This window comes from Ruegeria sp. TM1040 (genome assembly GCF_000014065.1).
Classification (GTDB): Bacteria; Pseudomonadota; Alphaproteobacteria; order Rhodobacterales; family Rhodobacteraceae; genus Epibacterium.
Genome location: NC_008044.1, coordinates 2,958,851 through 2,984,791, shown reverse-complemented (window position 1 = coordinate 2,984,791; position 25,941 = coordinate 2,958,851). Strand labels below are relative to the sequence as shown.

General features: G+C 58.9%; 23 protein-coding genes, 3 tRNA genes and 1 riboswitch. Of the genes, 15 read left to right on the top strand and 11 right to left on the bottom strand.

Annotation, left to right across the window (positions count from 1 at the left end):
* The first annotated feature begins 51 nt into the window (after positions 1–51).
* A tRNA-Leu gene (locus tag TM1040_RS18550) sits at positions 52–138 on the top strand.
* 156 nt (positions 139–294) lie between these two features.
* Positions 295–381 (top strand) — tRNA-Leu (locus TM1040_RS18545).
* A 247-nt stretch (positions 382–628) separates the two neighbouring features.
* Here the strand turns inward: TM1040_RS18545 and aroC are convergent.
* Entirely contained in the window at positions 629–1,741 is a 1,113-nt protein-coding gene (aroC, locus tag TM1040_RS18540) for a chorismate synthase (protein ID WP_011540133.1), read from the bottom strand.
* Between the two features lie 319 nt (positions 1,742–2,060).
* A riboswitch (TPP riboswitch) is annotated at positions 2,061–2,165 on the top strand.
* A gap of 52 nt (positions 2,166–2,217) precedes the next feature.
* Between aroC and thiB the strand changes: the two genes are divergently transcribed.
* The 7 genes from thiB (at position 2,218) to TM1040_RS18505 (ending at position 9,086) form a co-directional block, all read left to right on the top strand.
* Positions 2,218–3,198, top strand: a complete 981-nt coding sequence (thiB, locus tag TM1040_RS18535) for a thiamine ABC transporter substrate binding subunit (protein WP_011540132.1) — start codon at positions 2,218–2,220, stop codon at positions 3,196–3,198.
* On the top strand, positions 3,174–4,745 hold the full coding sequence (locus TM1040_RS18530; RefSeq protein WP_011540131.1) for a thiamine/thiamine pyrophosphate ABC transporter permease ThiP: 1,572 nt from the start codon (positions 3,174–3,176) through the stop codon (positions 4,743–4,745). Before thiB ends, TM1040_RS18530 begins: the two co-directional genes overlap by 25 nt.
* Positions 4,732–5,427, top strand: a complete 696-nt coding sequence (locus TM1040_RS18525) for a thiamine ABC transporter ATP-binding protein (protein ID WP_011540130.1) — start codon at positions 4,732–4,734, stop codon at positions 5,425–5,427. Before TM1040_RS18530 ends, TM1040_RS18525 begins: the two co-directional genes overlap by 14 nt.
* A gap of 117 nt (positions 5,428–5,544) precedes the next feature.
* Positions 5,545–6,147, top strand: coding sequence for a glutathione S-transferase (locus TM1040_RS18520; RefSeq protein ID WP_011540129.1), 603 nt, complete (start codon positions 5,545–5,547; stop codon positions 6,145–6,147).
* Between the two features lie 224 nt (positions 6,148–6,371).
* Entirely contained in the window at positions 6,372–6,932 is a 561-nt protein-coding gene (petA, locus tag TM1040_RS18515; RefSeq protein ID WP_011540128.1) for a ubiquinol-cytochrome c reductase iron-sulfur subunit, read from the top strand.
* A 15-nt stretch (positions 6,933–6,947) separates the two neighbouring features.
* A complete protein-coding gene (petB, locus tag TM1040_RS18510) occupies positions 6,948–8,276 on the top strand; it encodes a cytochrome b (RefSeq protein WP_011540127.1) in 1,329 nt (442 codons plus the stop codon).
* Positions 8,277–8,294: 18 nt separating this feature from the next.
* Positions 8,295–9,086, top strand: a complete 792-nt coding sequence (locus TM1040_RS18505) for a cytochrome c1 (protein WP_011540126.1) — start codon at positions 8,295–8,297, stop codon at positions 9,084–9,086.
* Between the two features lie 141 nt (positions 9,087–9,227).
* On the opposite strand, the gene TM1040_RS18500 is transcribed toward TM1040_RS18505, so the two are convergent.
* The 3 genes from TM1040_RS18500 to dapF are packed head-to-tail and all read right to left on the bottom strand — an operon-like array spanning position 9,228 to position 11,856.
* Complete coding sequence (locus tag TM1040_RS18500; RefSeq protein WP_011540125.1) at positions 9,228–9,749, bottom strand: chloramphenicol phosphotransferase CPT family protein; 522 nt, start codon at positions 9,747–9,749, stop codon at positions 9,228–9,230.
* A gap of 17 nt (positions 9,750–9,766) precedes the next feature.
* Positions 9,767–11,032 (bottom strand): tRNA (N(6)-L-threonylcarbamoyladenosine(37)-C(2))-methylthiotransferase MtaB, encoded by a 1,266-nt coding sequence (gene mtaB / locus TM1040_RS18495; protein ID WP_011540124.1) that lies wholly within the window; start codon positions 11,030–11,032, stop codon positions 9,767–9,769.
* Complete coding sequence (gene dapF / locus TM1040_RS18490) at positions 11,029–11,856, bottom strand: diaminopimelate epimerase (RefSeq protein WP_011540123.1); 828 nt, start codon at positions 11,854–11,856, stop codon at positions 11,029–11,031. The genes mtaB and dapF overlap by 4 nt, the downstream gene beginning before the upstream one ends.
* A gap of 246 nt (positions 11,857–12,102) precedes the next feature.
* On the opposite strand from dapF, the gene TM1040_RS18485 reads away from it, so the two are divergent.
* From TM1040_RS18485 to TM1040_RS18465, 5 genes are all read left to right on the top strand, one after another.
* Positions 12,103–12,178, top strand: a tRNA-Lys gene (locus TM1040_RS18485).
* A 387-nt stretch (positions 12,179–12,565) separates the two neighbouring features.
* Positions 12,566–13,990 carry an alginate export family protein gene (locus tag TM1040_RS18480; RefSeq protein ID WP_011540122.1) on the top strand — a complete coding sequence of 475 codons (1,425 nt, stop codon included), beginning with the start codon at positions 12,566–12,568 and terminating at the stop codon, positions 13,988–13,990.
* Complete coding sequence (locus TM1040_RS18475; protein ID WP_011540121.1) at positions 13,971–15,317, top strand: serine hydrolase domain-containing protein; 1,347 nt, start codon at positions 13,971–13,973, stop codon at positions 15,315–15,317. The genes TM1040_RS18480 and TM1040_RS18475 overlap by 20 nt, the downstream gene beginning before the upstream one ends.
* Before the next feature lie 108 nt (positions 15,318–15,425).
* Positions 15,426–16,469: a tRNA epoxyqueuosine(34) reductase QueG gene (gene queG / locus TM1040_RS18470; protein WP_011540120.1), complete on the top strand. Its 1,044-nt coding sequence runs from the start codon at positions 15,426–15,428 to the stop codon at positions 16,467–16,469.
* A 73-nt stretch (positions 16,470–16,542) separates the two neighbouring features.
* Positions 16,543–18,549, top strand: a complete 2,007-nt coding sequence (locus tag TM1040_RS18465; protein WP_011540119.1) for a hydantoinase/oxoprolinase N-terminal domain-containing protein — start codon at positions 16,543–16,545, stop codon at positions 18,547–18,549.
* 77 nt (positions 18,550–18,626) lie between these two features.
* On the opposite strand, the gene msrA is transcribed toward TM1040_RS18465, so the two are convergent.
* The 6 genes from msrA to ade form a co-directional block, all read right to left on the bottom strand.
* Complete coding sequence (msrA, locus tag TM1040_RS18460; RefSeq protein ID WP_011540118.1) at positions 18,627–19,142, bottom strand: peptide-methionine (S)-S-oxide reductase MsrA; 516 nt, start codon at positions 19,140–19,142, stop codon at positions 18,627–18,629.
* The gene (gene msrB, locus TM1040_RS18455) at positions 19,139–19,588 is read right to left on the bottom strand and encodes a peptide-methionine (R)-S-oxide reductase MsrB (protein ID WP_011540117.1); all 450 of its coding nucleotides are present in this window, start codon (positions 19,586–19,588) and stop codon (positions 19,139–19,141) included. Before msrB ends, msrA begins: the two co-directional genes overlap by 4 nt.
* Before the next feature lie 121 nt (positions 19,589–19,709).
* Complete coding sequence (locus tag TM1040_RS18450) at positions 19,710–20,627, bottom strand: DMT family transporter (RefSeq protein WP_011540116.1); 918 nt, start codon at positions 20,625–20,627, stop codon at positions 19,710–19,712.
* A 140-nt stretch (positions 20,628–20,767) separates the two neighbouring features.
* Positions 20,768–21,061: an HU family DNA-binding protein gene (locus TM1040_RS18445; protein ID WP_011540115.1), complete on the bottom strand. Its 294-nt coding sequence runs from the start codon at positions 21,059–21,061 to the stop codon at positions 20,768–20,770.
* 143 nt (positions 21,062–21,204) lie between these two features.
* Positions 21,205–22,671, bottom strand: a complete 1,467-nt coding sequence (locus tag TM1040_RS18440) for an AMP nucleosidase (protein WP_011540114.1) — start codon at positions 22,669–22,671, stop codon at positions 21,205–21,207.
* Positions 22,664–24,469 carry an adenine deaminase gene (ade, locus tag TM1040_RS18435; protein WP_011540113.1) on the bottom strand — a complete coding sequence of 602 codons (1,806 nt, stop codon included), beginning with the start codon at positions 24,467–24,469 and terminating at the stop codon, positions 22,664–22,666. Before ade ends, TM1040_RS18440 begins: the two co-directional genes overlap by 8 nt.
* Before the next feature lie 87 nt (positions 24,470–24,556).
* Here ade and TM1040_RS18430 point away from each other — a divergent pair, with 87 nt between their 5' ends.
* Complete coding sequence (locus TM1040_RS18430; protein WP_011540112.1) at positions 24,557–24,940, top strand: arsenate reductase family protein; 384 nt, start codon at positions 24,557–24,559, stop codon at positions 24,938–24,940.
* Between the two features lie 45 nt (positions 24,941–24,985).
* On the opposite strand, the gene TM1040_RS18425 is transcribed toward TM1040_RS18430, so the two are convergent.
* Entirely contained in the window at positions 24,986–25,933 is a 948-nt protein-coding gene (locus TM1040_RS18425) for a GlxA family transcriptional regulator (protein WP_011540111.1), read from the bottom strand.
* Positions 25,934–25,941 lie beyond the last annotated feature (8 nt).

Here is a 25,941-nt window from a genome sequence, read left to right as displayed (position 1 = left end):
CGTTTGACGCTCCCCAAGACTCGGCTTATACGCCGCTCTCACGACATCTGTGCCCAGATGGCGGAATTGGTAGACGCGCTAGCTTCAGGTGCTAGTGTCCGTATGGACGTGGAGGTTCGAGTCCTCTTCTGGGCACCAAAATTCCCTCTCAATATAGCTTAAGCAATTGATTGCAGACGCTTTGCAAGCATCCTGCGAGTTCGATCTTGCTTCGTGTTTTTGCACGTTCGGAGGTGCATTTTCCGCTTGCCGCTCCAGCGTTTCCGGCTTATACGCCACTCCCACGACATCTGTGCCCAGATGGCGGAATTGGTAGACGCGCTAGCTTCAGGTGCTAGTGTCCGTATGGACGTGGAGGTTCGAGTCCTCTTCTGGGCACCAAAATTCCCCAAAGCATCCCATGTTCAGCCAATGGCATCTGTGTCGTGAATGGATCGACCGCATTTGGCGCGGCGCCAATTGCATCGAGAGCCGTATTCTGAAGTCGGGCAGGCACATGAAACTGCCAAGTGCGTAAAAACGCGCTCACAACACCCCCCGTGTGCCACTCCGCTAGCTATCTCTGTGGGTCCGCTCTATGTGCGGCGGCTGTTCGCGAGAGCCCGCAGAACGCGCGCTCTTGATTGGTTCAGTCGGGCGCGCCGATCACGCCCTGATTCTCGCCAATCTGCCCGCGGTGCAACAGGATGTGATCGAGAATCACAAAGGCCATCATGGCCTCTGCCACGGGCACTGCGCGGATACCGACACAGGGATCATGGCGGCCCTTGGTGATGACTTCGGCAGCCGTCCCGTCTTTGCGAATCGACTGGCGCGGGGTCAAAATGGACGAGGTCGGCTTCACGGCGAAACGGATCACCACATCTTGGCCCGTTGAGATTCCTCCCAAGATACCACCCGCGTGATTCGACGAGTAGACAGGCGCACCGTCATTGCCCATGAAGATCTCATCCGCGTTCTCGGAGCCCTTCAACAACGCAGCATTCATGCCTTCGCCGATTTCGACGGCTTTGACAGCGTTGATCGACATCATTGCCGCTGCGAGATCGGTGTCGAGCTTGCCGTAGATTGGCGCTCCGATGCCTGCGGGTACGCCGCGCGCGACCACTTCGACAACAGCGCCAACCGAGTCGTGCTGCTTGCGAAGGGCCTGCAGATAGTCTTCCCAGTCCTGAACAGCGGCGGCATCGGGAATCCAGAAGTCGTTCTGATCGATGGCAGACCAGTCAAACCGCGCGCGGTCGATTTCCATTTCCCCCATGCGGGTCATATAGCCCTTGATCTCGATCCCCGGGGCCAAGGACTTGAGGGCTTCGCGCGCTACGCCACCTGCTGCCACCCGCGCTGCGGTTTCGCGTGCAGAGGATCGTCCACCACCGCGATAGTCGCGGTTGCCGTATTTCTGAAAGTAAGTAATGTCCGCATGTCCTGGGCGGAATGTCTGGGCGATCTCGCCATAATCCCGTGAGCGCTGGTCGGTGTTTTCAATCATCAATTGAATCGGCGTGCCGGTCGATTTTCCCTCAAACACACCAGAGAGGATTCTCACCGCGTCAGGCTCATTGCGCTGGGTGGTGTTCTTGTTCTGACCGGGGCGGCGCTTGTCGAGCCAGTGTTGAAGCATCTCTTCCGAGACTGCGACATTTGGCGGGCAGCCATCAACCGTAGCGCCCAAAGCGGGCCCATGGCTTTCACCCCAGGTGGTGACTCGAAAAAGGTGGCCAAAAGAATTCATGGACATGCGCGCGGATCTCCTTTGATTTGATCCTTTAGCGAGAAAGCCTGCCCGGGAAAAGAGACCCGCGTCGCAACAGGTCAGATAAGCGCAAAAACCAGCACAGATTTGATGCTGCAGGGCTTGGTTCTTGAAGGTTTCCGCAGATGTCTAACATCGGCAGTGTGGCATCGCCCCCCTTCTGTCCCTTTGGGTCGCACCCCGGCGATCCTCCCAGTTAAAAGAATAACGTCCACTGGCCTTCTGCGAACCTCAAATATCCCGGAGCGCGAGGCAGAGCCTCGCATGCCAGCCCCTTGCAAAGCCTACCTTGCGCTTCTAGTGTCGCCCCACCTCGGGGTGCGCGAGCGGTCGTGCTGAGATGCCTATGGGCGAACCCGCTGAACCTGAACCGGATTATACCGGCGTAGGGAAGGTTTGGTATGACAAGGTGTCTACACCGCGCTCTCCTCCTTGCCTGACGCCGCATATTGGAGGACGACATGAAATCCCTCATCTTTGCGAGCGCCACTTGTTTAGCTACTGCAGTTGCCGCTGCGGATACGCCGGAATTGGTGGTCTATACTTACGACAGCTTTGTCTCGGAATGGGGACCCGGACCGGCCGTCGAAGAGGCTTTTGAAGCGGTCTGCGGATGCGATCTGAAATTCGTCGGCGCGGGCGATGGCGCTGCGCTGCTCGCGCGGATCAAACTGGAAGGCGCTCGGTCTGACGCGGATGTGGTCTTAGGGCTCGACACCAACCTTACCGCGGCAGCCAAGGAAACCGGATTGTTTGCGCCAGTGTCGGTTGAGGCCGATTACGCACTGCCAATCACCTGGAGCGACACGCATTTTGCCCCCTATGACTGGGGATATTTTGCATTTGTTCACAACGCAGATGTTCCGGCACCTTCGAACTTTGAAGCCTTGGCTGACAGTGATCTGAAAATCGTGATCCAGGATCCAAGGTCCTCGACGCCGGGACTGGGGCTCTTGATGTGGGTAAAGGCCGCATATGGGGAGGACGCGCCTGCCCTCTGGGAAGGTCTCAGCGACAATATCGTCACCGTCACCAAAGGCTGGTCCGAAGCATACGGACTGTTCCTCGAAGGCGAGGCAGATATGGTGCTCTCCTACACCACGTCGCCCGCCTATCATCTGATCGCCGAAGAGGACGACAGCAAGTCGGCTGCACTATTCGATGAAGGTCACTACATGCAGGTCGAGGTCGCGGGCAAGCTCGCGGCGAGCGATGAGAGCGCATTGGCGGATCAGTTCCTCGAGTTCATGGTCTCTGATGCCTTCCAGTCGATCATCCCAACCACAAACTGGATGTACCCCGCCGTCACGCCTGATTCAGGCTTGCCACAGGGGTTTGAAACCCTGATCAGCCCGGAGAAATCACTGCTTCTGCCCGAGGACGAAGCCGCTGCGCTGCGCGCCGAGGCGTTGGAAGAATGGCGCGCAGCGCTCAGCCGATAAGCTTGCCCGTCGTCGCGACCTGGCCCGGAACCTGCGCTGCTCTTGGTGTGTTGCTCTTGGTTCTGGGCACACTTGTCGCGGTCGCCTGGCATGCTGACGGGGGCGCTAGGTTTGCCGCAGCCGATTGGGCCGCGCTTCGCTTCACGCTCGTCCAAGCAAGCCTGTCTGCGCTGCTGAGTGTCGGGCTTGCCGTGCCTGTGGCGCGTGCCTTGGCGCGGCGGCGCTTTTGGGGGCGGCGTGCACTCATTACCTTGCTCGGCGCGCCATTCATCCTGCCCGTGATTGTTGCCATTCTCGGATTGCTCTCTGTCTTTGGGCGGTCTGGTTGGGTGAGTGACATCCTCAGCCTCATCGGCGTGCCGCCCTTGCAGATCTACGGGCTGCACGGGGTAGTGATTGCCCATGTGTTCTTTAACTTGCCACTGGCGACCCGTCTGATCCTTCAGGGCTGGCAAGAAATCCCGGCCGAACGCTTTCGTTTGGCGGCACAGTTGAACGCGGGGCCGCGCGCAATATGGTTCTTGATCGAATTGCCGATGCTGCGACAGGTCCTGCCGGGTGCTGCGGCGGTGATTTTCGCCATCTGCCTTTCCAGCTTTGCGGTTGCCTTGACCCTGGGGGGCGGGCCTCGCGCCACCACGCTGGAACTCGCGATCTACCAGGCCTTTCATTTTGACTTTGATCTTGGGCGGGCGGCGATGCTTGCGACTGTGCAGCTTGGTCTGACCATTGTGGCAGCACTTCTAGCGCTTCGGGCCTCCACCACCGAGGGGCTGGGGGCTGGACTTGATCGTGCGGTGATGCGTTGGGACGGCAAAGGCGCATTCACGCGCTGTCTGGATGGTGTCTGGATTTTCGCTGCTGCTCTGTTCCTGCTGTTGCCATTGCTGTCGGTGGTGATGGCAGGGCTCCCGGGGCTTTGGACGCTGCCGCGTTCGGTCTGGAGCGCGGCATTGGTCTCTTTGCAGGTTGCAACCCTGAGTACGGTGCTGTTGTTGATTGTTGCGCTGCCGCTCTCGGCGAGCATCGCGCTTGGACGCAAGCGCTTGGGCGAGGTCGCGGGGATCCTTGGGCTCGCCGCGTCGCCATTGGTGATTGGGACTGGATTGTTTGTCATGGTCTATCCCTTTGTGGATCCGCGCCTCTTGGCTCTACCGGTGACGGCCCTCGTGAACATGGTAATGGCCTTGCCCTTTGCGCTGCGCATCCTCGTGCCACGCCTGCGGCAGGTGCTTTGGCAGAATGGCCGGCTTGCCTTGGCGCTGGATATGCGCGCGGGTACGGTCTGGAGGATTGTTCTGCTGCCGCGCTGCCGCGCGCAGATCGGATTCGCGACCGGGCTTACTGCTGCGCTTTCGCTTGGCGATCTTGGTGTAATCGCACTTTTTGCTGATCCAGAAGTCGCCACCCTGCCGCTCCAGGTCTACCGGCTGATGGGGGCCTACCGGATGGAGGCGGCGCAGGCAGCGGCGCTCCTGTTGTTTGTGTTGTCGATAGGTGCATTCTGGGCGCTGGACCGGGGAGGGCGTTTTCATGCTGAGGCTTGAAGATCTCGATATTCGCAAAGGCAGCTTTTGTCTGTCGGGCACGGCGTCGATAGGCGCGGCCGACTCCGTGGCGGTTATCGGGCCTTCGGGTGCCGGGAAATCCACCCTGCTCGAGGCGATTGCGGGGTTTCAACCGTTGCACGCGGGTCAGGTCCTCTGGCGTGGCGAGGATCTCACTGCGCACAGGCCGGGACAACGCCCGGTGGCGATGCTCTTTCAGGATGGCAATCTATTTCCACACCTGACCGTGCGCCAGAATGCCGGGCTTGGGATTGATCCCAATCGGAAGCTCAGGCCGAAGGAGAGGCAGACTGTGGAGGAGGCCATTGCGCGTGTGGGGCTGGGCGGCCTGGAGGAGCGCAAGCCAGCAGAGCTTTCGGGAGGGCAGCAAAGCCGTGCGGCGCTGGCCCGGGTGTTGGTGCAAAGACGCGATATTTTGCTTCTGGACGAGCCGTTTGCGGCACTGGGGCCGGCGCTCAAGGCCGAGATGCTCGATCTCGTCAAGGAAATCACCTCTGAAAACGGTGTCACCTTGTTGATGGTGAGTCATGATCCAGATGATGCGCGCCGCATTGCCGATCAGGTGATCCTGATAGCCGAAGGTCAATTGTATCCTCCTGCGCCGACGCATGCCTTGTTGGACAACCCGCCGCCAGCGCTTCGGGGATACCTCGGAGCCTGATTTCGTGACGAGGGATTGCGTCGAAATGCCAGCCGCTCTGTGCGGTTTTTGCGATCACCCATTTCCCAAACGGGCATCTACCCGCTAGAGTTGCGCCAACTTGGGAGACCTCATGAGATGAAGCTTTTTTATTCGCCCGCTTCCCCCTTTGTTCGCAAAGTGGTTCTGGTTCTGCACGAGACAGAGCAGTTGGATGACGTGGAACTGCAGCTTGTTGCCACCACGGTGACAGAACCGGATTCGGCCCTTGCTGCCAGCAATCCGCTGGCAAAAATCCCAGCTCTGGCCCGCGAAGGCGGCCCCACCCTTTATGACAGTCGGGTTATTTGCGAATTTTTGGACTCCCGCGCAGGGAGCACGCTGTACCGTGGCGGTTGGGACATAAAGGTTCTGGAGGCGACAGCCGACGGGATCATGGATGCTGCGGTCTCCATGTCTTACGAAAAGCGCCTGCGCCCAGCTGAAAAACAATGGGATGCTTGGCTCGAGGGACAGACTCGCAAGGTGCTTGGCGGTTGCAGTGCTGTAGAGACGCGCTGGATGCCTTTGTTGTCCGGCCCAATAAATATTGGCCAATTGGCTGTTGCTGCGGCCCTGGACTATGTGGATTTTAGGCACCCTGATCTGAACTGGCGCGCCGCTGCGCCCGAGTTGGCCGCATGGTTCAAAACCTTTGAAACGCGCCCCGCCATGGTGGCCACGAATCCGCGCCAAAGTTGAGTATCGGAGTTCACTTCGTTTTAAAGGAAGCTAACGCAGATAGGTACTAAAGGCGCAGCAGTGCAACAGTTCTGCGACAGAATGCATCATTCAAGCGGGCCTGCGCTGCTTTGACCGCTAGACGAACCCGGTTTGCATCGCTAGACACGCGGCTGAGTCACCGCGTTTATTGCGGTGTAAGCGCATGTTTGCCCTAAACGGGCGCTGAAACTTGGAGAAAACTCGTGTCCCACGCAGAAGACCACGAAGGAACCCGGAGAGATTTCCTCTACTACGCCACCGCTGGCGCAGGGGCAGTCACCGCGGGTGCCGCCGTTTGGCCACTGGTCAACCAGATGAATCCCTCGGCTGACGTTCAGGCCCTGTCCTCCATCCTTGTGGACATTTCAGGCGTCGACGTCGGCACGCAGATCTCTGTTATGTTCCTTGGTAAGCCGGTGTTCATTCGCCGCCGCACACAGGAAGAAATTGACGAAGCACGCGCTGTCGAGATGGCAGAGCTGATCGACGCCTCTTCGGAGAACCCCAACAAGCCGGGGACCGATGCTTCGGATGAAAACCGTACTCTTGATGAGAATGGTGAATGGCTGGTGATGATGGGTGTCTGTACCCACCTCGGCTGTGTTCCGCTCGGCGACGGTGCCGGCGAATTCAACGGCTGGTTCTGCCCGTGCCACGGCTCGCACTACGATACCGCAGGTCGTATCCGCAAAGGCCCCGCACCGCAGAACCTTCACATCCCGGTGGCTGAGTTCACCGACGAAAACACCATCAAGCTGGGATAAGGAGGGGCGCACGCAATGTCTGGTATTCCGCACGACCATTACGAGCCAAAGACGGGCGCAGAGAAGTGGCTGCACAGCCGCCTGCCGATCGTTGGCCTCGTTTATGACACCATCATGATCCCCACCCCGAAGAACCTGAACTGGTGGTGGATCTGGGGTATCGTCCTCGCTTTCTGTTTGGCGCTGCAGATCGTGACCGGCATCATGCTGGTGATGCACTACACGCCGCACGCCGATCTGGCGTTTGCCTCTGTCGAGCACATCATGCGCAACGTGAACGGCGGCTACATGCTGCGGTATCTGCACATGAATGGTGCATCGCTGTTCTTTGTTGCCGTCTACATTCACATCTTCCGCGGCCTGTTTTATGGGTCCTACAAGGCCCCGCGTGAAATCACGTGGATCGTGGGCATGCTGATCTATCTGATGATGATGGGCACCGCCTTCATGGGCTACGTTCTGCCTTGGGGTCAGATGTCCTTCTGGGGTGCAACCGTGATCACCGGCCTCTTTGGCGCGATCCCGTTCATCGGCGAGCCGATCCAGACCTGGCTTCTGGGCGGACCCTCGGTGGGCAATGCGACCCTGAACCGCTTCTTCTCGCTGCACTACCTTCTGCCCTTTGTGATTGCGGCCCTCGTGATCGTTCACATCTGGGCCTTCCACACCACGGGCAACAACAACCCGACCGGTGTTGATGTGCGTCGCGGTTCCAAGGAAGAAGCCAAGAAAGACACCCTGCCGTTCTGGCCCTACTTCGTGATCAAGGATTTCCTCGGCCTTGCGGTTGTGCTGGTTATCTTCTGGGCGATTGTCGGCTTCATGCCGAACTATCTTGGTCACCCGGACAACTACATCGAGGCCAACCCGCTGGTGACACCTGCGCATATCGTTCCGGAATGGTACTTCCTGCCGTTCTACGCGATCCTGCGTGCCTTCACCTCTGAAGTTTGGGTTGTACAGATCGCCTCCTTTGTGACCGGTGGTATCATCGATGCGAAGTTCTTTGGTGTTCTGGCGATGTTTGGTGCGATTGCCGTCATGGCGCTGGCGCCCTGGCTCGACACCTCTCGTGTACGCTCGGGCAAGTACCGCCCGCAGTTCAAGTGGTGGTTCCTGCTTCTGGTCATCGACTTCTTTGCCCTGATGTGGCTGGGGGCGATGCCTGCGGAAGAGCCTTATGCGACCTTCTCGCTGATCGCATCGGCCTATTGGTTCGCATACTTCCTCGTGATCCTGCCGCTTCTGGGTGTGATCGAGAAGCCAGAGCCTATCCCCGCCACCATCGAAGACGATTTCAATGCCCACTACGGCAAGAAATCCGAAGCTACTCCTGCTGAATAAGAAGAAGGACAGCTACCAATGTTCAAGAAAATTGTAACCGGTGCTGCCTTTGCTCTGGCACTTGTTCCGGCCGCGTCTTTCGCGGCTGGGGCAGGCGGCCATGTCGAAGACTACGCCTTCTCTTTTGAGGGGCCGTTTGGCACCTACGACCAGAACCAGCTTCAGCGTGGCCTTCAGATCTACACCGAGGTCTGCGCGGCATGTCACGGTCTGAAGCAAGTACCGATCCGCACTCTCTCTGACTCTGATGGCCCGGGCATGCCCGAAGATCAGGTCCGGGCTTACGCGGCGGACAACTTCGAGGTGTTCGACCCCGAGCTTGATGATTTCCGCCCGGCCAAACCGGTGGATCATTTCCCCGAGAACACGGCCCTTGGCGCACCGGATCTGAGCCTGATGGCAAAGGCGCGTGCGGGTTTCCACGGTCCCTATGGCCTTGGCATCAACCAGCTCTTCAAGGGCATGGGCGGCGCGGAATACATCGCCTCCCTGATGACCGGCTACACCGGCGAAACCAAGGTGGAAGCCGGGACCACGTTCTACAAGAACACCGCCTTCCCCGGTGGCTGGATCTCGATGGCACCGCCGCTCGCGGATGAGCAGGTGGAGTTCATCGACGGTCATGAAAACGACCTCGAGAACCTCTCGAAGGATGTTTCGGCGTTTCTGATGTGGACTGCAGAGCCCAAGATGATGGCGCGCAAGCAAGCCGGTTTTGTTGGTGTGCTGTTCCTGACCGTGCTGTCGGTTCTGCTTTACCTCACCAACAAACGCCTCTGGGCCCCGCACAAAGGCAAGAAAACCTCCTAAGGGTATCCTGCTGAAAGTTTGAGAAACCCTCGCATCTTCGGATGCGGGGGTTTTTTTTGATTCTAGAAATGGGGCCAGCCCCTCTGCGCCTGACGGCGCATTCACCCCGGGATATTTGCCGTTAGAAGAAGGGGGAGGGGATCAGTTGAAGAACCGGGAGCGGGCTAGTGGTGCAGAGGTCATCGACAGGATGGATCTGACACTCTCCTGGAGGGGGGCGGAGCCATCCAGCGTCAGATCATAGCTGAGGTCGCGGTGAACATGTTCAAAATCCCGCGCTGCGCTGCCCGCCGGGCGGTCGCCGCGCGCGGCCTCGCGGGTCTCGAGCGTGGATAGCGAGGGCGTGAGGCCGATGAAAATGACCTTGTGGCCGCAAAAGAGCTGCTGGAGATCAGCATGCCAGCCCGGCGTGTCGAGGATATGCTCAAGGATCAGGTCGTTCCCGGCATCCGCAAAGGCTTTGACCGCCCTGTGAAAGCCGGAGAAGAATCCAGCGCGCGCTCCTGCCCAATCCGGGTAGGCCTGCGGCTCCCAGGCTCCGCTGTCGCGCAGATGATCGATGGAGAGATGCAGGAGCGGTCGGGAGGAAGCCTCTCTGATCGCTTTGGCGAGTGTGGATTTGCCGCTGCTGGAGGGGCCATGCAGAAACAGTATCAGCGCCATTGGACGACCTCCCGGCGTCAGGCGGTGAGCTGCAGCCCATCGCTCCCGGTGATCTGCGCCTGAACGAGGGCGCCTTCGGTCTGTGGTGTGGCAAAGCGCACTTCGGTGAACTGTTCTGTGCGCCCCATGTGAGGGTTTTCCATCAAGATGCTATGTTGACGACCGATCTGCTCGGAGAGGTGTCTGGCAATCTGTGCTTCGCCGATGGCACGCAGGCGCGCAGCACGTTCCTTGATCACATTGCCATTGACCTGTGACGGGATCTTGGCGGCTGGGGTTCCCTCGCGCTTGGAATAGGGGAAGACATGCAGCCAGGTGAGGTCGCATTCGGTTACGAGTTTGAGCGAGTTTTCAAAATGCGATTCGGTTTCGGTCGGAAAGCCGGCGATGATATCCGCGCCAAAGGTCATCTGCGGACGCAGCTTGCGGGCTTCCTCCGTGAACCGAATGGCGTCATCGCGCAGATGGCGCCGTTTCATCCGCTTTAGAATGAGATCATCGCCATGTTGCAGGCTCAGATGCAGGTGGGGCATCAGGCGTGGCTCTGTGGCGATGGCCTGCATCAGGTTTTCGTCCACTTCGATCGAATCGATCGACGAGATACGCAGACGGGGCAAATCTGGGACGAGCTTCAAGATTCGCATCACAAGGTCTCCCAGCTTGGGACTTGCGGGCAAATCCGCACCCCAGCTGGTCAGATCGACCCCGGTCAGCACCACCTCGTTGTAGCCTTTGTCGACCAGACGCTTGATCTGATCCACAACAACGCCGGCAGGCACGGAGCGGGAATTGCCGCGTCCATAGGGGATGATGCAAAAGGTACAGCGATGATCGCAGCCGTTTTGGACCTGCACATAGGCCCTGGACCGCGTCCCGAACCCATCAATCAGATGACTTGCGGTCTCTGTCACCGACATGATGTCGTCCACTAGAACTTTTTCGGTGGCGCCGATGAAATCCAGCCCCTTGGCCATGCGCTGCCATGTTTCGGGCTGCATCTTTTCGGTGTTGCCGATCACCTGCGTGACTTCGCTCATCGCGGCAAAGGTTTCCGGCTCGGTCTGGGCGGCACATCCGGTGACGATAATGGGCGCATCCGGGTGATCGCGCCGCAGTTTGCGAATTTCCTGACGCGCCTTGCGCACTGCCTCGGCGGTTACGGCACATGTATTGACCACTACGGCACCCTCAAGGCCCGCCTGGCGGCTGAGCTCCTTCATGGCCTCTGTTTCATAGGCATTGAGCCGACAGCCGAGCGTTGTGAATTTTGGCGCGTTGCTCATTCGGACAAGCTTTCGAGGAATTGCCGTGTAAAGCTGCCATTGGCGACATGCATTGTTGGTCCGGTCATCCAGACCCCATCGTCGCGCCAATCGATCCACAGCGTCCCTCCATCCAGATCGATCTGTACCTTGCGCCCTGTGAGACCCTTGCGTGCGGCTGCTACCGCTGTTGCGCAGGAGGAGGAGCCTGATGCAAGGGTAATGCCAACACCGCGCTCCCAGACGCGCATCCTGAGATGGTTCGGGCCGACGACATGGGCGATCTGAACATTGGTGCGTTCCGGATAGAGGGGATGATGTTCGTAACGAGGACCAAATTCCGCCAGTGGAATCACCTCTGCGTCCTCAACAAAGAACGTACAATGCGGGTTGCCCATGCCAGTGGCGCTTGGCGCGCCTTCGATGGGGAGTTCTAGCGTTTCCAACTCCTCCGCGAGCGGGATTTCATCCCAACTGAGCTGCGGCGCACCCATATTCACCGAGGTCAGCCCCTCACCTGCGTCCGTTGCAATCAGGACACCCCGGTCGGTTGTCAACCGCAGCGACGGCTTGTTGCTCTGATCCATCAGGTACCTTGCGATACAGCGTGTCGCATTCCCGCAGGCCCCTGAAGTAGAGCCGTCAGCGTTGTAGAACACCAGATGCGCATCCGCTTCTGTAGACGCGTCAGCGGTAGCGATGACGGCGAGTTGGTCAAATCCGAGACCCATCTGGCGGTGGGCAATCCCCTTGGCCATTGCAGGGGTGATTTCGATATCTGACTCGCGGGCATCGATGACGACAAAGTCATTTCCAAGCCCATGCATCTTCATGAACGGCAACATATGATCGGATCCTGGGGAGGTCATGAAGCGCATATAGACCTGATGTTAAAATGAATCCAGAGATAGCGCAGAAAACTTCGAAAAAGGGGTTGACCCTCTGCTGGCTAAACCGTAGAAGCCCCCCCTATCGGAACGGTGCAACACACCAACGCGCAACGGTCCGGTTCTGAATAACAGGTTGATCTTTATAGACTAATCCAGTTATCAGGTTGTCCGAGAAGGCCGGAATAAGTCTTCACAGAGAGTGGGCCGTTAGCTCAGTTGGTAGAGCAACTGACTTTTAATCAGTGGGTCGCAGGTTCGAATCCTGCACGGCTCACCACTTTCTCCAAATATCGCGGCTTGCAGCGAAAACTGCATTCACAATACCCGATCGGAACGCGTAGATATCACGCAAAACCGATATTGAGTTTCGCTTCCTGTGAGAGCTGGTGCAGGAAATCGCTCACTTCTCTAAACTCGACACCTCTTACGCCAACTCGATCTCGCTGTCGCTGTATCGCGCTTAAAGCCCCAAAATCTATGACGAATCGAGATTGGCAGACGGGCTTGGTCGCTTGTTGATTTGAACCCCTGCCGGATGAAGCCGCATTGGGACTTTGGTGGGTGATTCTGCAGGCGCGCTATCGTGGTGCGATCTAAGATGCTAGCCTCGACGAAAATCAGCCTAGGATTGTGCCAAGCCATAGATCGAGTGAGGGAGAAAGCCATGAGAGTCTTGAGTCGATATTGCCTTGTTGCGAGCGCCTCCTCCCTTGCCATTGCGGCGTCTGCTCAGGAACGCGACCCGATGCTCTTATACGAGCGCGATGCGTTGACAGTGCGTGGGCATTTTCAGGCGGGATTGAATGCAGTGGCAGAGGACAATCTCTTTTGGGATCTCGCTGCCACCACCGCGCCGGGTAGCGGGTTTGATCCCGATACCCGCTGGCTTGAAAGCTACATCAAGCCGGGCATCAGCTTTGAATATCGGCTTGATACCGGCGCGACTCTCTATGGCAAGCTCTCCGGCGTGGCGTCCTACACATGGGGGAAGGATGCTTTTGACTACGGCGATACTGGCGCCACCACACTGGAGGAGGCCTACATCGCGATTCGTGGCAGGCTTGGAACGGATGCGACGTATGATCTGTCTCTTGGTGCGCGCGAGCTCACGCTGGGCACAGGCATGCTGATTGCCAATGGCGCGACCAGTGGTTTTGAACGTGGTGCGTTGAAATTTGGGCCCCGCAAGGCCTGGGAAGGGGCGGCGATTGGCCGGTTCACATTGGGGCAGGTCTCGGGGACGGCATTCTACCTTGATCCGAATGAACTGCCCTCGACAGATGGAAACAACAATCTGGCGGGGGTTGATCTGCGGTACGACGCCCCGGCAGGTGGCTATCTGGGCGTCACCTATGTGGATGTTCTGAACTCCGAATCGTCTTATCCGAAAGCAGCCCCCGGTGGTGTCGGCGCCCCGAGCATCCTTCCCGGGGGGCGCGAAGGAACTCGTACGCTTGGCCTGTATGGGCGCACAAATCCATTTGATAACGGGCTGGAGAATTGGACGTTCACCGGAGAGGTCGCCTATCAATGGAATGACCGCATCGACCTGGAGGCTTGGGCCGGACGGGTCACGGCGGGCTACACATTCGAGGGTCTGGCCTGGTCCCCGAATCTCACCATTGGATATCAGAGCTTTTCCGGAGACGATCCAAACACCACAAAACTCGAGCGGTTTGATCCGCTCTATTATCAAGGCAGCCCAAGCGCCTGGGCCACGGGATCAAAATCCGCTTCCACTTTCATCAACTCGAATGTGAACGCGCTAACTCTGGCCTTGCGCCTTCAACCGTCACGACAGGACACCTGGACGCTACGCTATGCGCACATCCGGGCGAATGAGCTCAACAGCCCCGTCCAATTCGGGCAGGCAACGCGCGTCGATCTGAACGGGAATGTCGTGTCGGGGGTCACGGATAGTCATCTCGCCGATGACCTGTTTCTCGAATACAGCAGAATTATCAACCGCAATACGTTTCTGACTGCTGGGATCTCTGTGTCCTTTCCCGGTGCTGGCATCGACAATGTCATCGGTGCAACTGCGGACCCTTGGACAGGAGGTTTCATCAATGTCGTCGTCAACTTCTAATTTCTTTGCAGCAACTCTGGCGGCGGCGGTTGCGCTTGTCGTCTCATCGCAGGCGGGCGCGCAATCCGCACCGCTGTCTGCGCAAGAATCCGACCCCAATGTCATGGGCTGGATGCAAGGCTTTCCACCGCCCGCTGACAAGATCATTACCCAACCTGACAGCGTCTACTTCAGCTTTCCAAGACTGCGCTGGTCGGTCTGCCATTTGCGCGAGTTCTTACCGACCGAGGAGATCAGTCGCGGACTCAGCGATCCGGTGCCGTTGACCTACCCCTCCGCGTCAGAGTTTGCCGAGCTGCGAGCGGAGATCGATGCGGTCACCTTCATGCCTCAGAACAGTGATGCAGAGATGACGTGGGAGCAGTCGCTTTACGCGAATTACACCGATGGCATGCTGATCCTGCATAAAGGCGAAGTTGTCTATGAGCGCTATTTTGGTTGCCTTGAAGAGGGCGGCAAACACGCGATCATGTCCATGACCAAGTCTTTTACCGGTCTTGTGGCGGAAATCATGGTTGTTGAGGGGCTGCTAGATGACACAGCATTGGTGCGTGACATCATCCCAGAGATCGGCGACAGCGCCTTTGCGACTGCGACCGTGCGTCAGGTGATGGATATGACAACCGGGGTACAGTACTCCGAGGACTACTCGGACCCCAACGCGGATATCTGGCTCTATTCCAAAGCGGCTAGCCCGCTCCCAAAACCAGAGGGGTATGTAGGGCCGAACGGGTATTGGGAATACCTGCAGCAGGTGGCGCCAGAGGGCAATCACGGGGACGCGTTTCACTATAAAACCATCAACTCCGATATGCTGGGCTGGATCATCAGTCGCGTGTCGGGGCAGTCGGTCACCGATATTGTGTCCGATCGTCTCTGGCGCCGGATGGGGGTGGAGCAGGATGCCTATCAAACCGTGGACGCCAAGGGTGTTCCATTCGCTGGTGGCGGCATCACCGCGGGTCTACGTGATCTTGGGCGATTGGGACAGCTGATGCTGAACGAAGGGGAGCTCAATGGGCAGCGCCTGTTCCCCACCGAGGTGGTTGCCAAGATCAGCGCCGGTGGCGACCGGTCCAAGTTCGGCGATGGTTTTCCCACCTTTGGTGCTGGCAGCTACACCAGCCAGTGGTGGGTACTCCACAATGCGCATGGCGCTTATGCGGCGCGCGGTGTTCATGGTCAGACAATCTATGTGGATCCCACGGCCGAAATGGTGCTGGTACGGCTTTCCTCATTTCCCAAAGCGCAGAACGGATTTATCGACCCGACCTCGCTTCCTGCCTATCAAGCTGTCGCAGAGCATTTGATGGCAACACGCCCCTAAGGAGGAGCCGGTCGCAGGTTTGCGGATCCGTCGCGATTGGCCTCAGTGTGCCCTGGTCATGGCCGCTCTGATATTGACCTCTCTTGTGGGATCGCTAGGTCTGTGACGATGGAAACGGCAGCCGAACTCAAGACACGACTGATTGCGCAGGCAAAGGCTGAAGGCTTTGTCTCGGTACGTCTGTGTCGGCCCTGGGATGTCCCTGAGGTGCCGGAGCGTCTGCGCGCGTTTCTCGAGGCCGGGTATCACGGTCAAATGAAATGGATGGCCGAGCGGATCAACTGGCGCGAAAACCCTGCCGCGCTCTGGCCGGAGGCGCGCTCTGTTATCATGCTGGCTGAAAGCTACACACCGGACGAAGATCCCATGGCCGTTGTTGGCTTGCCTGATCGTGCCGCGATCTCGGTTTACGCGCGCGGGAAGGACTATCATGATCTTGTCAAGAAACGTCTAAAACGCTTGGCGCGGTGGTTGATCGAAGAGGCCCCTGACGAGGCGCAGGTAAAGGTTTTTGTCGACACCGCGCCGGTGCCTGAAAAAGCACTCGGCCAGGCTTCTGGGCTGGGGTGGCAAGGAAAGCACACCAACCTTGTGAGCAGAGACTGGGGCAACTGGGCCTTTTTAGGGTCTATCTTTACAACATTAGACCTGCCTGTGGATGCGCCGGAGCCGGATCGTTGCGGGTCCTGCCGCGCCTGTTTGACGGCGTGCCCGACCGACGCCTTTCCCGCGCCGTACCAGCTCGATGCGCGGCGCTGCATCTCATATCTGACAATCGAGCACAAAGGTCCGATTGAGGAGGAGTTGCGCACAAAGCTTGGCAACCGGATCTATGGGTGTGACGATTGTCTTGCAGCCTGCCCGTGGAACAAGTTTGCGGTAGAGGCCTCTGATATGCGTTATGCCGCGCGTGAGGGAACCATTGCTCCGCCCCTTGCGGAGTTGTCGCAGCTGGATGACGCTGCGTTTCGTGCGCGGTTCTCTGGCTCACCGATCAAACGCATTGGCCGGGATCGCTTTGTGCGGAATGTGCTCTATGCTATCGGGAACTCGGGTGATGCAGGGTTGCATGTGTTTGCGCAGGCGCTTTGCGATGATCCTGATCCCACGGTTGCCGAGGCTGCGCGCTGGGCGGCAGCCCGGTTGCCGTAATGACGCAAACAGAGTGGACGTGACGCAACCAGTCGCTAAACCGTAGCAGACAAATACGGACTGCGAGGGCGAGATGGCGATATTGCTTGGGATCGACACGGGTGGGACTTACACCGATGCGGTGTTGATCCGCGATGAGTCCGAGGTGATTGCCTCGGCCAAATCGCTCACCACACGCGAGGATCTTGCGATTGGGGTCGGCGGCGCGGTCCGCGCGGTGTTGGCGCAGTCCGGTGTTGCGCCCGCGGATATTTCCATGGCCGCATTGTCCACTACGCTTGCAACCAACGCATTGGTTGAAGGGCAGGGCGGGCGCGTGGCTTTGATCTACATCGGCTTCAGCGCGCAGGATCTGGAGCGTCACGGCCTGGACACTGCGCTCAAGGGGGATCCGGTCCTGCTCCTCGCTGGTGGCCACACCCATGCAGGTTCCGAAGCAGCTGTGTTGGACAAAGAGGCTCTTATCGCCTTTTTAGAGACTGAATCTACTGGTGTGAGCGGCTTTGCCGTTGCGGGCGTTTTTGCGACACGCAATCCGGCCCATGAATTGGAAGTCGCGCGCCTCATTCAAGAGCACACCGGCGCGCCTGTAACCTGTTCGCATCAGCTCTCGGCAAAGCTCAATGGGCCCAAGCGGGCGCTGACGGCCGTTCTGAATGCGCGGCTGATTGGGATGATCGACCGGTTGATCGGTCGTGCTGCGGATACGTTGACGGCGCTGGGGGTGGAGGCGCCGATGATGGTGGTTCGGGGTGACGGTGCCCTGATGTCCACGGACCAGGCCCGCGCACGCCCCATCGAGACGATCCTCAGCGGGCCTGCCGCCTCCATTGTCGGAGCGCGATGGATGACTGGAGCAGAAAATGCGTTGGTCAGCGATATCGGTGGCACCACCACCGATGTTGCCTTGATCGAACGCGGCCTGCCAAAGATCGATCCGGACGGTGCAGAAGTTGGCGGATATCGCACCATGGTCGAGGCAGTCGCCATGCGCACCACGGGGCTTGGAGGCGACAGCGAAGTGCATTTGCAGCGGGAAGGGCTGCGTGGTGGCGTTGCGCTGGGGCCGCGCCGGGTCTTGCCGATCTCCCTGATCGCCACGCAGGCGCCGGAAACCGTTCATGCGGCGCTCGACACACAGCTTCATGCGCAGGTGATCGGGGAATATGACGGGCGTTTCGTGCGTGGCGTGACCGGGCAACAAGCGCATGGTCTGAGTGCGCGTGAGGAGGCTCTGTTGTCTCGGATCGGACAGGATGTCCGTCCGCTTGGCGAGGTGCTGCGATCGCGCGTGGACCAAAGTGCCCTGAGCCGACTGATCGACCGTGGGTTGGTGCAAATGGCCGGTGTGACGCCTTCGGATGCGAGTCACGCTCTCGGGCGGGTGTCGACCTGGGATAATGAGGCGGCACACAAGGCGCTGACAATCTTTGCCAAGCGCCGCGTCGGGAGCGGCGACATGGTTGCAAAGGATGCGGACACGCTGGCCCAAATGATCGTGGATCAACTTACCGAACAGACTGCATTGACCTTATTAGAGTCTGTTTTCTCCGAAGAACGGGCTCTGTTTGGTGGCAGTCCGTCTGATCTGGCGCGGCATGTTCTGCTGCAACGGGGGCTTCAGGGGCACACCGGGCTTGTGGCGCTTGATGCGCGGGTGAATGTGGATGTGATCGGATTGGGCGCATCAGCACCTAGTTATTACCCGGCGGTGGGGGAGCGTCTACGCTGCAATATGATCCTGCCTGAACACGCTGGTGTTGCAAACGCAATCGGCGCCGTGGTCGGACGGATTGTGCAGCGCCGTTCGGGCACTGTGACAGCCCCGTCCGAGGGTCGCTTTCGTGTACATCTGGCTGATGGCCCCGTGGATTTCACCGAGAGCGAAGCAGCACTGACGGCGCTAGAATACGCCCTGCGCGCCGAGACCGTTGCAGCCGCAGAGGAAGCCGGGGCAGGAGATATCCATGTGCATGTGACCAAGGATCTGCGCACCGCAGAGGTTGAGGCGCGGCAGGTGTTTGTCGAGGCAACCCTCACCGTAGAAGCAAGCGGTCGCCCGCGTGTGGCACATGCTTAGCGACCAAACAAAAGCCGCCCCCAACTGGAGGCGGCCTATTTGTTGTAAGAATCCACGAAACTAGGCTCTATCGAGAGTTATTCTGCAGCTTGATCCCGTTTGGGCAGGACCCAGTCGGGACGGGGAAAATGGCAGGTATAGCCATTGGGCAGGCGCTGCAGGTAGTCTTGATGCTCTGCCTCTGCCTCCCAGAAATCCCCAACGGGTTCCACTTCGGTCACGACCTTGCCGGGCCAAATTCCGGAAGCTTCGACATCTGCAATCGTGTCCTCGGCAATTTGTTTTTGACGCGCATCGACGTAGTAGATCGCAGAGCGATAGCTCATACCGATATCGTTACCCTGACGATTGACCGTTGTTGGGTCATGGATCTGAAAAAAGAACTCCAACATCTCGCGATAGGAGGTCTGTTCGGGATCAAAGGTGATCTCGATGCCTTCTGCGTGGGTGCCGTGGTTCTTGTACGTCGCATTGGGCACATCACCACCGGTATAGCCGACGCGGGTGCTGAGGACGCCCTTGCGATGACGGATTAGCTCCTGCATGCCCCAGAAGCAGCCGCCTGCCAGAACGGCGCGTTCAGTTGTGGTCATCGGTGGTCCTCCACTTGGTTGATGTAGGCGCCATAGCCTTCAGCCTCCATGTCGTCGAGGTGAATAAAGCGCAAGGACGCCGAGTTGATGCAATATCTCAGACCGCCGCGATCAGCAGGGCCGTCGGGAAAGACATGGCCGAGGTGGCTGTCGCCATGGGTAGAGCGCACCTCGGTACGGATCATGCCGAGGGTGCGATCTTCGAGTTCCTGCACATGTGCGGGTTCGATCGGCTTGGTGAAGCTTGGCCAGCCACAGCCTGATTCATATTTGTCGGAAGAGGCAAACAGCGGCTCGCCCGATACGATGTCCACATAGATGCCGGGCTCCTTGTTGGACAGGAGCTTGCCGGTGCCGGGACGTTCGGTGCCAGAATTCTGTGTGACGTAGAATTCTTCTTCTGACAGCGCAGCGATGGCGTCGGGGTTCTTGAAATACTTGGTCATGGGGCCCTCCCACCTGATTGGATGCGTCTATAGCTGGGGTTGGCGGGCGCGTTTTCAAACCCCAATCCATCCCTGTTGGCTCTCTTGTGCTTGAGATGCGCGCAAATGTGAACACCGTCGTTCAACGCTGACCCATCTGCGGCTCGGCTGTAGACGTGCGCGCTGGGGCTGCGGTAGCGGGTTGCCGCGCTAGTTGCACCGCCAGAATTCCGAAGGTTACAACCGCGACCCCAGCCATATCGAGGAGCCCGAGCCTCTCGCCAAGGAGTGAGCTTGCAACAGCGACCCCGAAGACCGGGTTCAGGAAGTGGAAAGTCGCAGCGCGCACAGCCCCGATCCGGTTCAAGAGCATCACCCAGATCAAAGTCGCGGCCAAACCGGGGACGAAAGTGGTATAGACAAAAGCGATCGCCAGAGGCCAGCTTGGGTCAACACGAATGGTCTCAAACGCAAAGGCTGCGGGAAAGAGCGCAGCGGAGCCCACAAGCATCTGCAGACCAACCACCATCATGAAGTTCCCACCCGAGGTCGCCCCGCGCAAGGCTAGCGTCGCCGTGGTAAGCGCCAGCACTCCAAGACCGCAGAGCGCAATGCCAAGGAGGTCGACACCGGCGCTGATCCGGGTGCCCATGATCAAGGCAACACCAGCAACGCCCGCGACCAAACCCAGCATGCCGAGAGGCCGGATCGGCTCGCGAAACAGCACCAGGGATGCCAAGGCGACCAGGAGCGGCATTGTGGAGGCGATAATGGCTGCCATAGAGGCTTCGACCCATTGCATCGCCACGAAGTTCAGGCCGAGGTAGAGCGCATTCTGGCAGATCCCAAAAAGGATCGTCGCCTTCCACTGTGCGGGCGTCAGGCGCCACGTCTGCCCCATGGCGCGTGCGATCGCCACGCCTATGAGACCAGAGAGCAAGAACCGCATCGCCAGAGAAAAGAGCGGAGACGCATCCGCAACGATGATCCGCGCCGAGGTAAAGGCAGAGGACCACATCAGGGCGAAGGCCAACCCCATCAAAATCGCGCGCAGATCCATATCACTTGTCCCCTATTGATAAGGCGGGACGTTAGCCAGTTGCCGCGAGGCTGGAAAGGCAGCGCGAAGAGATTGGTACAAAAGAAAAGGGCCGCCCAAAAGGGCAGCCCCGAAGCCATTGGCCTTGATCCAGATGTGGATCAGCCTTCGCCGTTGACGCTGTCCTTGAGCGCTTTGGCGATGGTCATTTTCACGACCTTGTCTGCTTCTTTCATGAACTTCTCGCCGGTTGCCGGGTTGCGGACTTCGCGCTCGGGACGCTCACGGCAGTAGATCTTGCCAACACCCGGCAGAGTCACGGCACCGCCGCCAGACACTTCGCGGGTGATCAGGTTGCAAACGGCATCCAGAGCGGCACCAGCGGTTTTCTTGTCGCTGTCCATTTCCTCAGCCAGTGCTGCCACAAGCTGAGTTTTGGTCATCGGTTTGGACATTCTTAGCTCTCCTTGAAACTGCCCGACGTGTTGGGGCCTCATCGCGTAACATTAGCGTTATGTAGTGGGACAACACAACGCGTAGCGCACAAGATCAAGCGCCAAACAAGCAATTTTCCGTGGAAAACAGCATATTTTCGCCTTTACAGGAAGGCCGTTTCGTCAAAAGAGCGCAGTTTCCGGCTGTGGAGACGCTCGAGCGGCATTGTTCTCAGTCGCTCCATTGCCTTGATCCCGATCAGCAGATGCCGCGACACCTGCGTGCGATAGAAATCGGACGCCATGCCGGGCAGCTTCAATTCACCGTGCAGGGGCTTGTCGGAAATGCACAGGAGCGTGCCGTAGGGAACCCGGAACCGATAGCCATTGGCGGCGATGGTGGCGCTCTCCATATCAAGAGCAATCGCACGGGATTGGCTCAGACGTTGCACGGGACCAGACTGGTCGCGCAGTTCCCAGTTGCGGTTGTCGTGGCTTGCAACGGTGCCAGTCCGCATGATCCGCTTGAGATCATAGCCTTCGAGTCCGGTTTCCTCTGCCACGGCTTCCTCGAGCGCGACCTGAATTTCTGCCAATGCCGGGATCGGTACCCAGACCGGCAGGTCGTCATCCAGAACGTGATCCTCGCGCAGATAGGCATGAGCAAGCACAAAATCTCCCAATGCCTGAGAGTTCCTCAGACCCGCACAATGGCCCACCATCAGCCAGGCGTGTGGGCGCAGGACCGCAATGTGATCGGTTGCGGTTTTCGCGTTTGACGGGCCAACGCCAATGTTGACCAGTGTGATGCCGTTTCCGTCGGGGCGTTTCAGGTGGTAAGTCGGCATCTGCGGCATTTTGAGCGATGCTGGCAGCTCTCCATCCGCTTTGGTGATCTCGACGTTTCCGGTGGAGACAAAACTGGTGTAGCCGCTGTCTGGATCGGCCAGTTGTTCGCGCGCATAGGCTTCGAACTCTGTCACGTAGAACTGGTAGTTGGTGAACAACACATGGTTCTGGAAATGCTCCGGGTCGGTCGCGGTATAGTGTGACAGACGCGCCAGAGAGTAGTCGACGCGCTGGGCGGTAAAGAGCGACAGCGGACCGACACCGTTTTCGGGCACATAGGTGCCATTTACGATGTCGTCGTTTGTTGTGGCGAGATCCGGCACATCAAAGACATCGCGCAGGGTGAAGCGCGCGGCGCCCTCCTGCGGTACTGTCAGTCCCGGGCGCGAGGCGACGGCAAAATGCACTGGCATCGGCGTTTGCGATACCCCCACTGTCACCGGCTGGTCGTGGTTCTTGATCAGCAACCCGATTTGCTGCTCCAGGTAATGACGAAACAGATCGGGCCGTGTGACGGTGGTGGAATAGATGCCGGGATCGGCCACATGACCAAAGCTCAGGCGACTGTCCACCTGCGCGTAGGTCGTGGTGGTGAAGCGCACTTCGGGATAGTAGGCTCGCATGCGGCTGCTCGGCGCAGCTCCGGCGCTCATCGCGGCAATAAACTCGTCACAGAGAAAATTGGTTGCGCTATCGTAGAGCTCAATCAGGCGCGCTACGGCCGCTTTGGCGTCGGTAAAGCTTTCGGCAGCGGGCAGGTCGGGTGTTTTTACATCATTCATTGAACGGCTCGATTACTGGAATTTTCTTGAAACTACGCACGTCTACAAGGCCAAGATCGCTGATCCGCAGTTCCGGGATCACCACAAGTGCCAAGAGAGAGTGTTGCATATAGGCATTGTTCAGAGTGCAGCCGCAGGCCTGCATGGCCTCCACGAGTTTCTGTGCATTGGCGGCGACCTCTGAGGCAGGGCTGTCAGACATCAGACCGGCAATAGGCAGCTCCACCAACGCCAGCTCTGCGCCATCCCGGAAAATCGTGATGCCACCGCCGACCTCGGCCAGACGGTTGGCGGCAAGGGCCATTTGGGTGCGGTCAGTGCCGACCACAATCATGTGATGGCTGTCATGCGCCACGGTCGAGGCCATCGCCATTTTCCCTTCGTAGCCGAAACCCGACACGAAGGCGTTGGTCACGCCGCCTGTGGCCCGGTGACGCTCAACCAGGGCGATCTGGCAGACATCGCCTTCACCCTCAACCAGACCATCGCGCACCGGCAGCTCCGCTTTGAGCGCTTTGGTCGGGGCTTGGTTCTCCACCACGCCAATCACATTTGCGGTGACGGCATTTGCCCCTTCTGGTGCTGCCAGTTCAAAGTCCGTCGCAGCGAGCGTGTGGCCCAGGTGCACCGTACCGCGAGCGCTTTCTGGCCAATCAAGATGGGGGCATTCCACCTTAATAGAGCCTGATTCAGCCACAATCTGCCCACGCGCGATCACCACTTCGATGGGCAGCGTTTTCAGGTCAGATGTCAGGATGATATCGGCCCGTCGACCGGGGGTGATGGAGCCAATTTCGCGCTCGAGCCCAAAGTGTGTTGCGGTGTTGATCGTCGCCATCTGGATCGCGATCAGCGGATCGCAGCCGCAGTCGATTGCGTGACGCACTGCGCGGTTCATATGACCCTCATTGACCAACGTTCCGGAGTGGCAGTCATCGGTGCAAAGGATGAAATTGCGCGGATCAAGGCCCTTCTCGGTGATCGCTGTGATCTGGGCCTCGACGTCATACCAGGCGGATCCGAGGCGCACCATTGCCCGCATGCCCTGTCGCATCCGTGTGATGGCGTCCGCCTCACAGGTGCCTTCGTGGTCATCTGCGGGGCCGCCTGCCACATAGGCTGCAAAATCCGGTCCAAGATCTGGCGAGGCATAGTGGCCGCCTACAGTTTTGCCGGAGCGCTGGGTTGCGGCGATTTCCGCTAGCATCTTTGGATCACCATGAGCGACACCCGGAAAATTCATCATTTCACCGAGGCCGATGATCCCCGGCCAGGTCATGGCCTCAGCGACATCCTCGGCGGAGATCTCATAGCCGGTGGTCTCCAGCCCCGGCGCAGAGGGGGCGCAGGACGGCATCTGCGTGTAGATATTGACCGGCTGCAACAGCGCCTCGTCATGCATCAAGCGCACGCCCTCAAGTCCCAGGACATTTGCGATCTCATGCGGGTCAGTGAACATGGTCGTTGTGCCATGCGGGATAACGGCGCGGGCGAATTCTGCGGGGGTCAGCATCCCGGATTCGATGTGCATATGTCCATCGCAGAGCCCAGGCATCATGTAGCGCCCCTCAGCGTCGATCACCTCGGTCTCTGGCCCCGTGCAATAGGAGGCATCCGGTCCGACATAGGCGATCCTGCCTGCCTTGATCGCGATGTCATGTCCCTCAAGAACCTCGCGCGTGTGCACGTTCACCCATTTACCGTTACGGATCACGGTATCGGCGGGGCTGCGTCCGGCAGCAGTTTCGATCAGTTGGGGGGCGACGTCGGGCCAGCTTGGGAAGGTCTTATGTGTCATGGCCTACTGTTATTGATTGCGCAGATGGGTGCAAGACCCGTAATCCGAGTTCATAACAGCCTCATGACCTCATGCCGGAGCACGCCCTTGGATATCGTCATTTACCACAATCCCGATTGCAGCAAATCACGGGACGTTTTGCGGATGATCCGCGACGCAGGGTACGCGCCAACTATTGTGGAGTATCTGAGCACAGGTTGGACACGCGCGCAGCTTTTGGGGCTTTTTGCTGCCGCTGGGCTGACCCCGCATACGGCGCTGCGGCGCACCCGCTCTCCTGCCGAGGCGCTCGGCCTCCTGGACGATGATGTGAGCGCGGATCTGATCCTTGAGAAGATGGTCGCCCATCCGGAGTTGGTTAATCGACCGATCGTTGCCTGCCGAAATGGGGTGAAGCTGTGCCGACCTGCAGCTGCGGTGCTCGAGCTTTTGGACGGCAAATCGCAGGAGGCCTCGGTTTTAATGGCCTAAGGGCGCGTGGTTGATACCTAGGGTAAGAAAGACCGGTGGCTGACGTCACGAGGTCGGGGCGCGCAGGGCGCGGGGTGTTGTTCCGAATTCAACTCGAAAAGCCCGTGTCAGCGCGCTCGGATTTTCATATCCGGTGCGGGTCGCAACCTCTGAGATGCCAATATCAGTCTCTAATATGAGCTTTCGAGCCTGAATGAGGCGCAGCCGTCGATAGACTTTTGCAGGAGTGGCGCCCAGATCGGATTTCATGCGTGCCTCAAGATCCTTGCGCGAACGGCCGATTTGCCGAGCGATCTCCGGGATCGAGAGCGGCTCCTCGACATGCGCTTGCATCACCCCGACGGCACGGGCCACGACCTTTGTGCGTGCCAGCATCGATTCCGGTGTGGGGCCGCTGCCTTCGGTGGACATAAACAGGGCCGCAACCTCCAGCCGCAGCGCTTGACCATGAGCGATGCCGATCCGCTCCAGCATCAGATCAAACGCCGCGAGCGCGCCGGTACAGGTGATCCTATTCCCATCAAGCACGTAGCGGCTGCGCTGGACGTCAATGTCGGGGTAGGCCTCCGCCAACCGCTCCAACTCGTCCCAATGAATGGTTGCCCGTCGCCCATCCAGCAAGCCCGCTGCGGCCAGAAGCCAGGGACCGGTATCCAGCCCCGCCAACTCGCGATAGCGCATGGCCGCAGCACGGAGGGCGCGCCGGGTTTCTGGCGTATCATGGCGCAGAAAGTTGTAGCTTGGCATCACGGCCAGCATGTCCCCGCGGCAGTCTGCCAGTTGCGCATGGGCCGTCACCTCCATGCCGGAGGATGAAACGACACGGCTGCTGTTCAGTGATAGAAATCGCCACCGGTAGAGTTCGCGCCCTGCTAGCGTATTGGCGGCACGCATCGGCTCCACGGTATTTGCGAGGCAATGACCGGAAAAGTCATCAAAGAGGAGAATGTCCACCTGGCTCGCTGTGGCAAGATCATTTGTCCATTTCTGCATGAAATTCG

What these genes read in the sequence shown, in the direction of transcription:
- msrA (WP_011540118.1), bottom strand. Translation starts at nt 19,142, where the DNA reads ATGACCACAACTGAACGCGCCGTTCTGGCAGGCGGCTGCTTCTGGGGC.
- TM1040_RS18520 (WP_011540129.1), top strand. Translation starts at nt 5,545, where the DNA reads ATGAAGCTTTTTTATTCGCCCGCTTCCCCCTTTGTTCGCAAAGTGGTT.
- queG (WP_011540120.1), top strand. Translation starts at nt 15,426, where the DNA reads ATGGAAACGGCAGCCGAACTCAAGACACGACTGATTGCGCAGGCAAAG.
- TM1040_RS18530 (WP_011540131.1), top strand. Translation starts at nt 3,174, where the DNA reads ATGGCGCGCAGCGCTCAGCCGATAAGCTTGCCCGTCGTCGCGACCTGG.
- msrB (WP_011540117.1), bottom strand. Translation starts at nt 19,588, where the DNA reads ATGACCAAGTATTTCAAGAACCCCGACGCCATCGCTGCGCTGTCAGAA.
- TM1040_RS18445 (WP_011540115.1), bottom strand. Translation starts at nt 21,061, where the DNA reads ATGTCCAAACCGATGACCAAAACTCAGCTTGTGGCAGCACTGGCTGAG.
- TM1040_RS18440 (WP_011540114.1), bottom strand. Translation starts at nt 22,671, where the DNA reads ATGAATGATGTAAAAACACCCGACCTGCCCGCTGCCGAAAGCTTTACC.
- aroC (WP_011540133.1), bottom strand. Translation starts at nt 1,741, where the DNA reads ATGTCCATGAATTCTTTTGGCCACCTTTTTCGAGTCACCACCTGGGGT.
- mtaB (WP_011540124.1), bottom strand. Translation starts at nt 11,032, where the DNA reads ATGAGCAACGCGCCAAAATTCACAACGCTCGGCTGTCGGCTCAATGCC.
- ade (WP_011540113.1), bottom strand. Translation starts at nt 24,469, where the DNA reads ATGACACATAAGACCTTCCCAAGCTGGCCCGACGTCGCCCCCCAACTG.
- TM1040_RS18500 (WP_011540125.1), bottom strand. Translation starts at nt 9,749, where the DNA reads ATGGCGCTGATACTGTTTCTGCATGGCCCCTCCAGCAGCGGCAAATCC.
- TM1040_RS18525 (WP_011540130.1), top strand. Translation starts at nt 4,732, where the DNA reads ATGCTGAGGCTTGAAGATCTCGATATTCGCAAAGGCAGCTTTTGTCTG.
- TM1040_RS18480 (WP_011540122.1), top strand. Translation starts at nt 12,566, where the DNA reads ATGAGAGTCTTGAGTCGATATTGCCTTGTTGCGAGCGCCTCCTCCCTT.
- TM1040_RS18475 (WP_011540121.1), top strand. Translation starts at nt 13,971, where the DNA reads ATGTCGTCGTCAACTTCTAATTTCTTTGCAGCAACTCTGGCGGCGGCG.
- petB (WP_011540127.1), top strand. Translation starts at nt 6,948, where the DNA reads ATGTCTGGTATTCCGCACGACCATTACGAGCCAAAGACGGGCGCAGAG.
- TM1040_RS18465 (WP_011540119.1), top strand. Translation starts at nt 16,543, where the DNA reads ATGGCGATATTGCTTGGGATCGACACGGGTGGGACTTACACCGATGCG.
- TM1040_RS18450 (WP_011540116.1), bottom strand. Translation starts at nt 20,627, where the DNA reads ATGGATCTGCGCGCGATTTTGATGGGGTTGGCCTTCGCCCTGATGTGG.
- thiB (WP_011540132.1), top strand. Translation starts at nt 2,218, where the DNA reads ATGAAATCCCTCATCTTTGCGAGCGCCACTTGTTTAGCTACTGCAGTT.
- TM1040_RS18505 (WP_011540126.1), top strand. Translation starts at nt 8,295, where the DNA reads ATGTTCAAGAAAATTGTAACCGGTGCTGCCTTTGCTCTGGCACTTGTT.
- TM1040_RS18425 (WP_011540111.1), bottom strand. Translation starts at nt 25,933, where the DNA reads ATGCAGAAATGGACAAATGATCTTGCCACAGCGAGCCAGGTGGACATT.
- dapF (WP_011540123.1), bottom strand. Translation starts at nt 11,856, where the DNA reads ATGTTGCCGTTCATGAAGATGCATGGGCTTGGAAATGACTTTGTCGTC.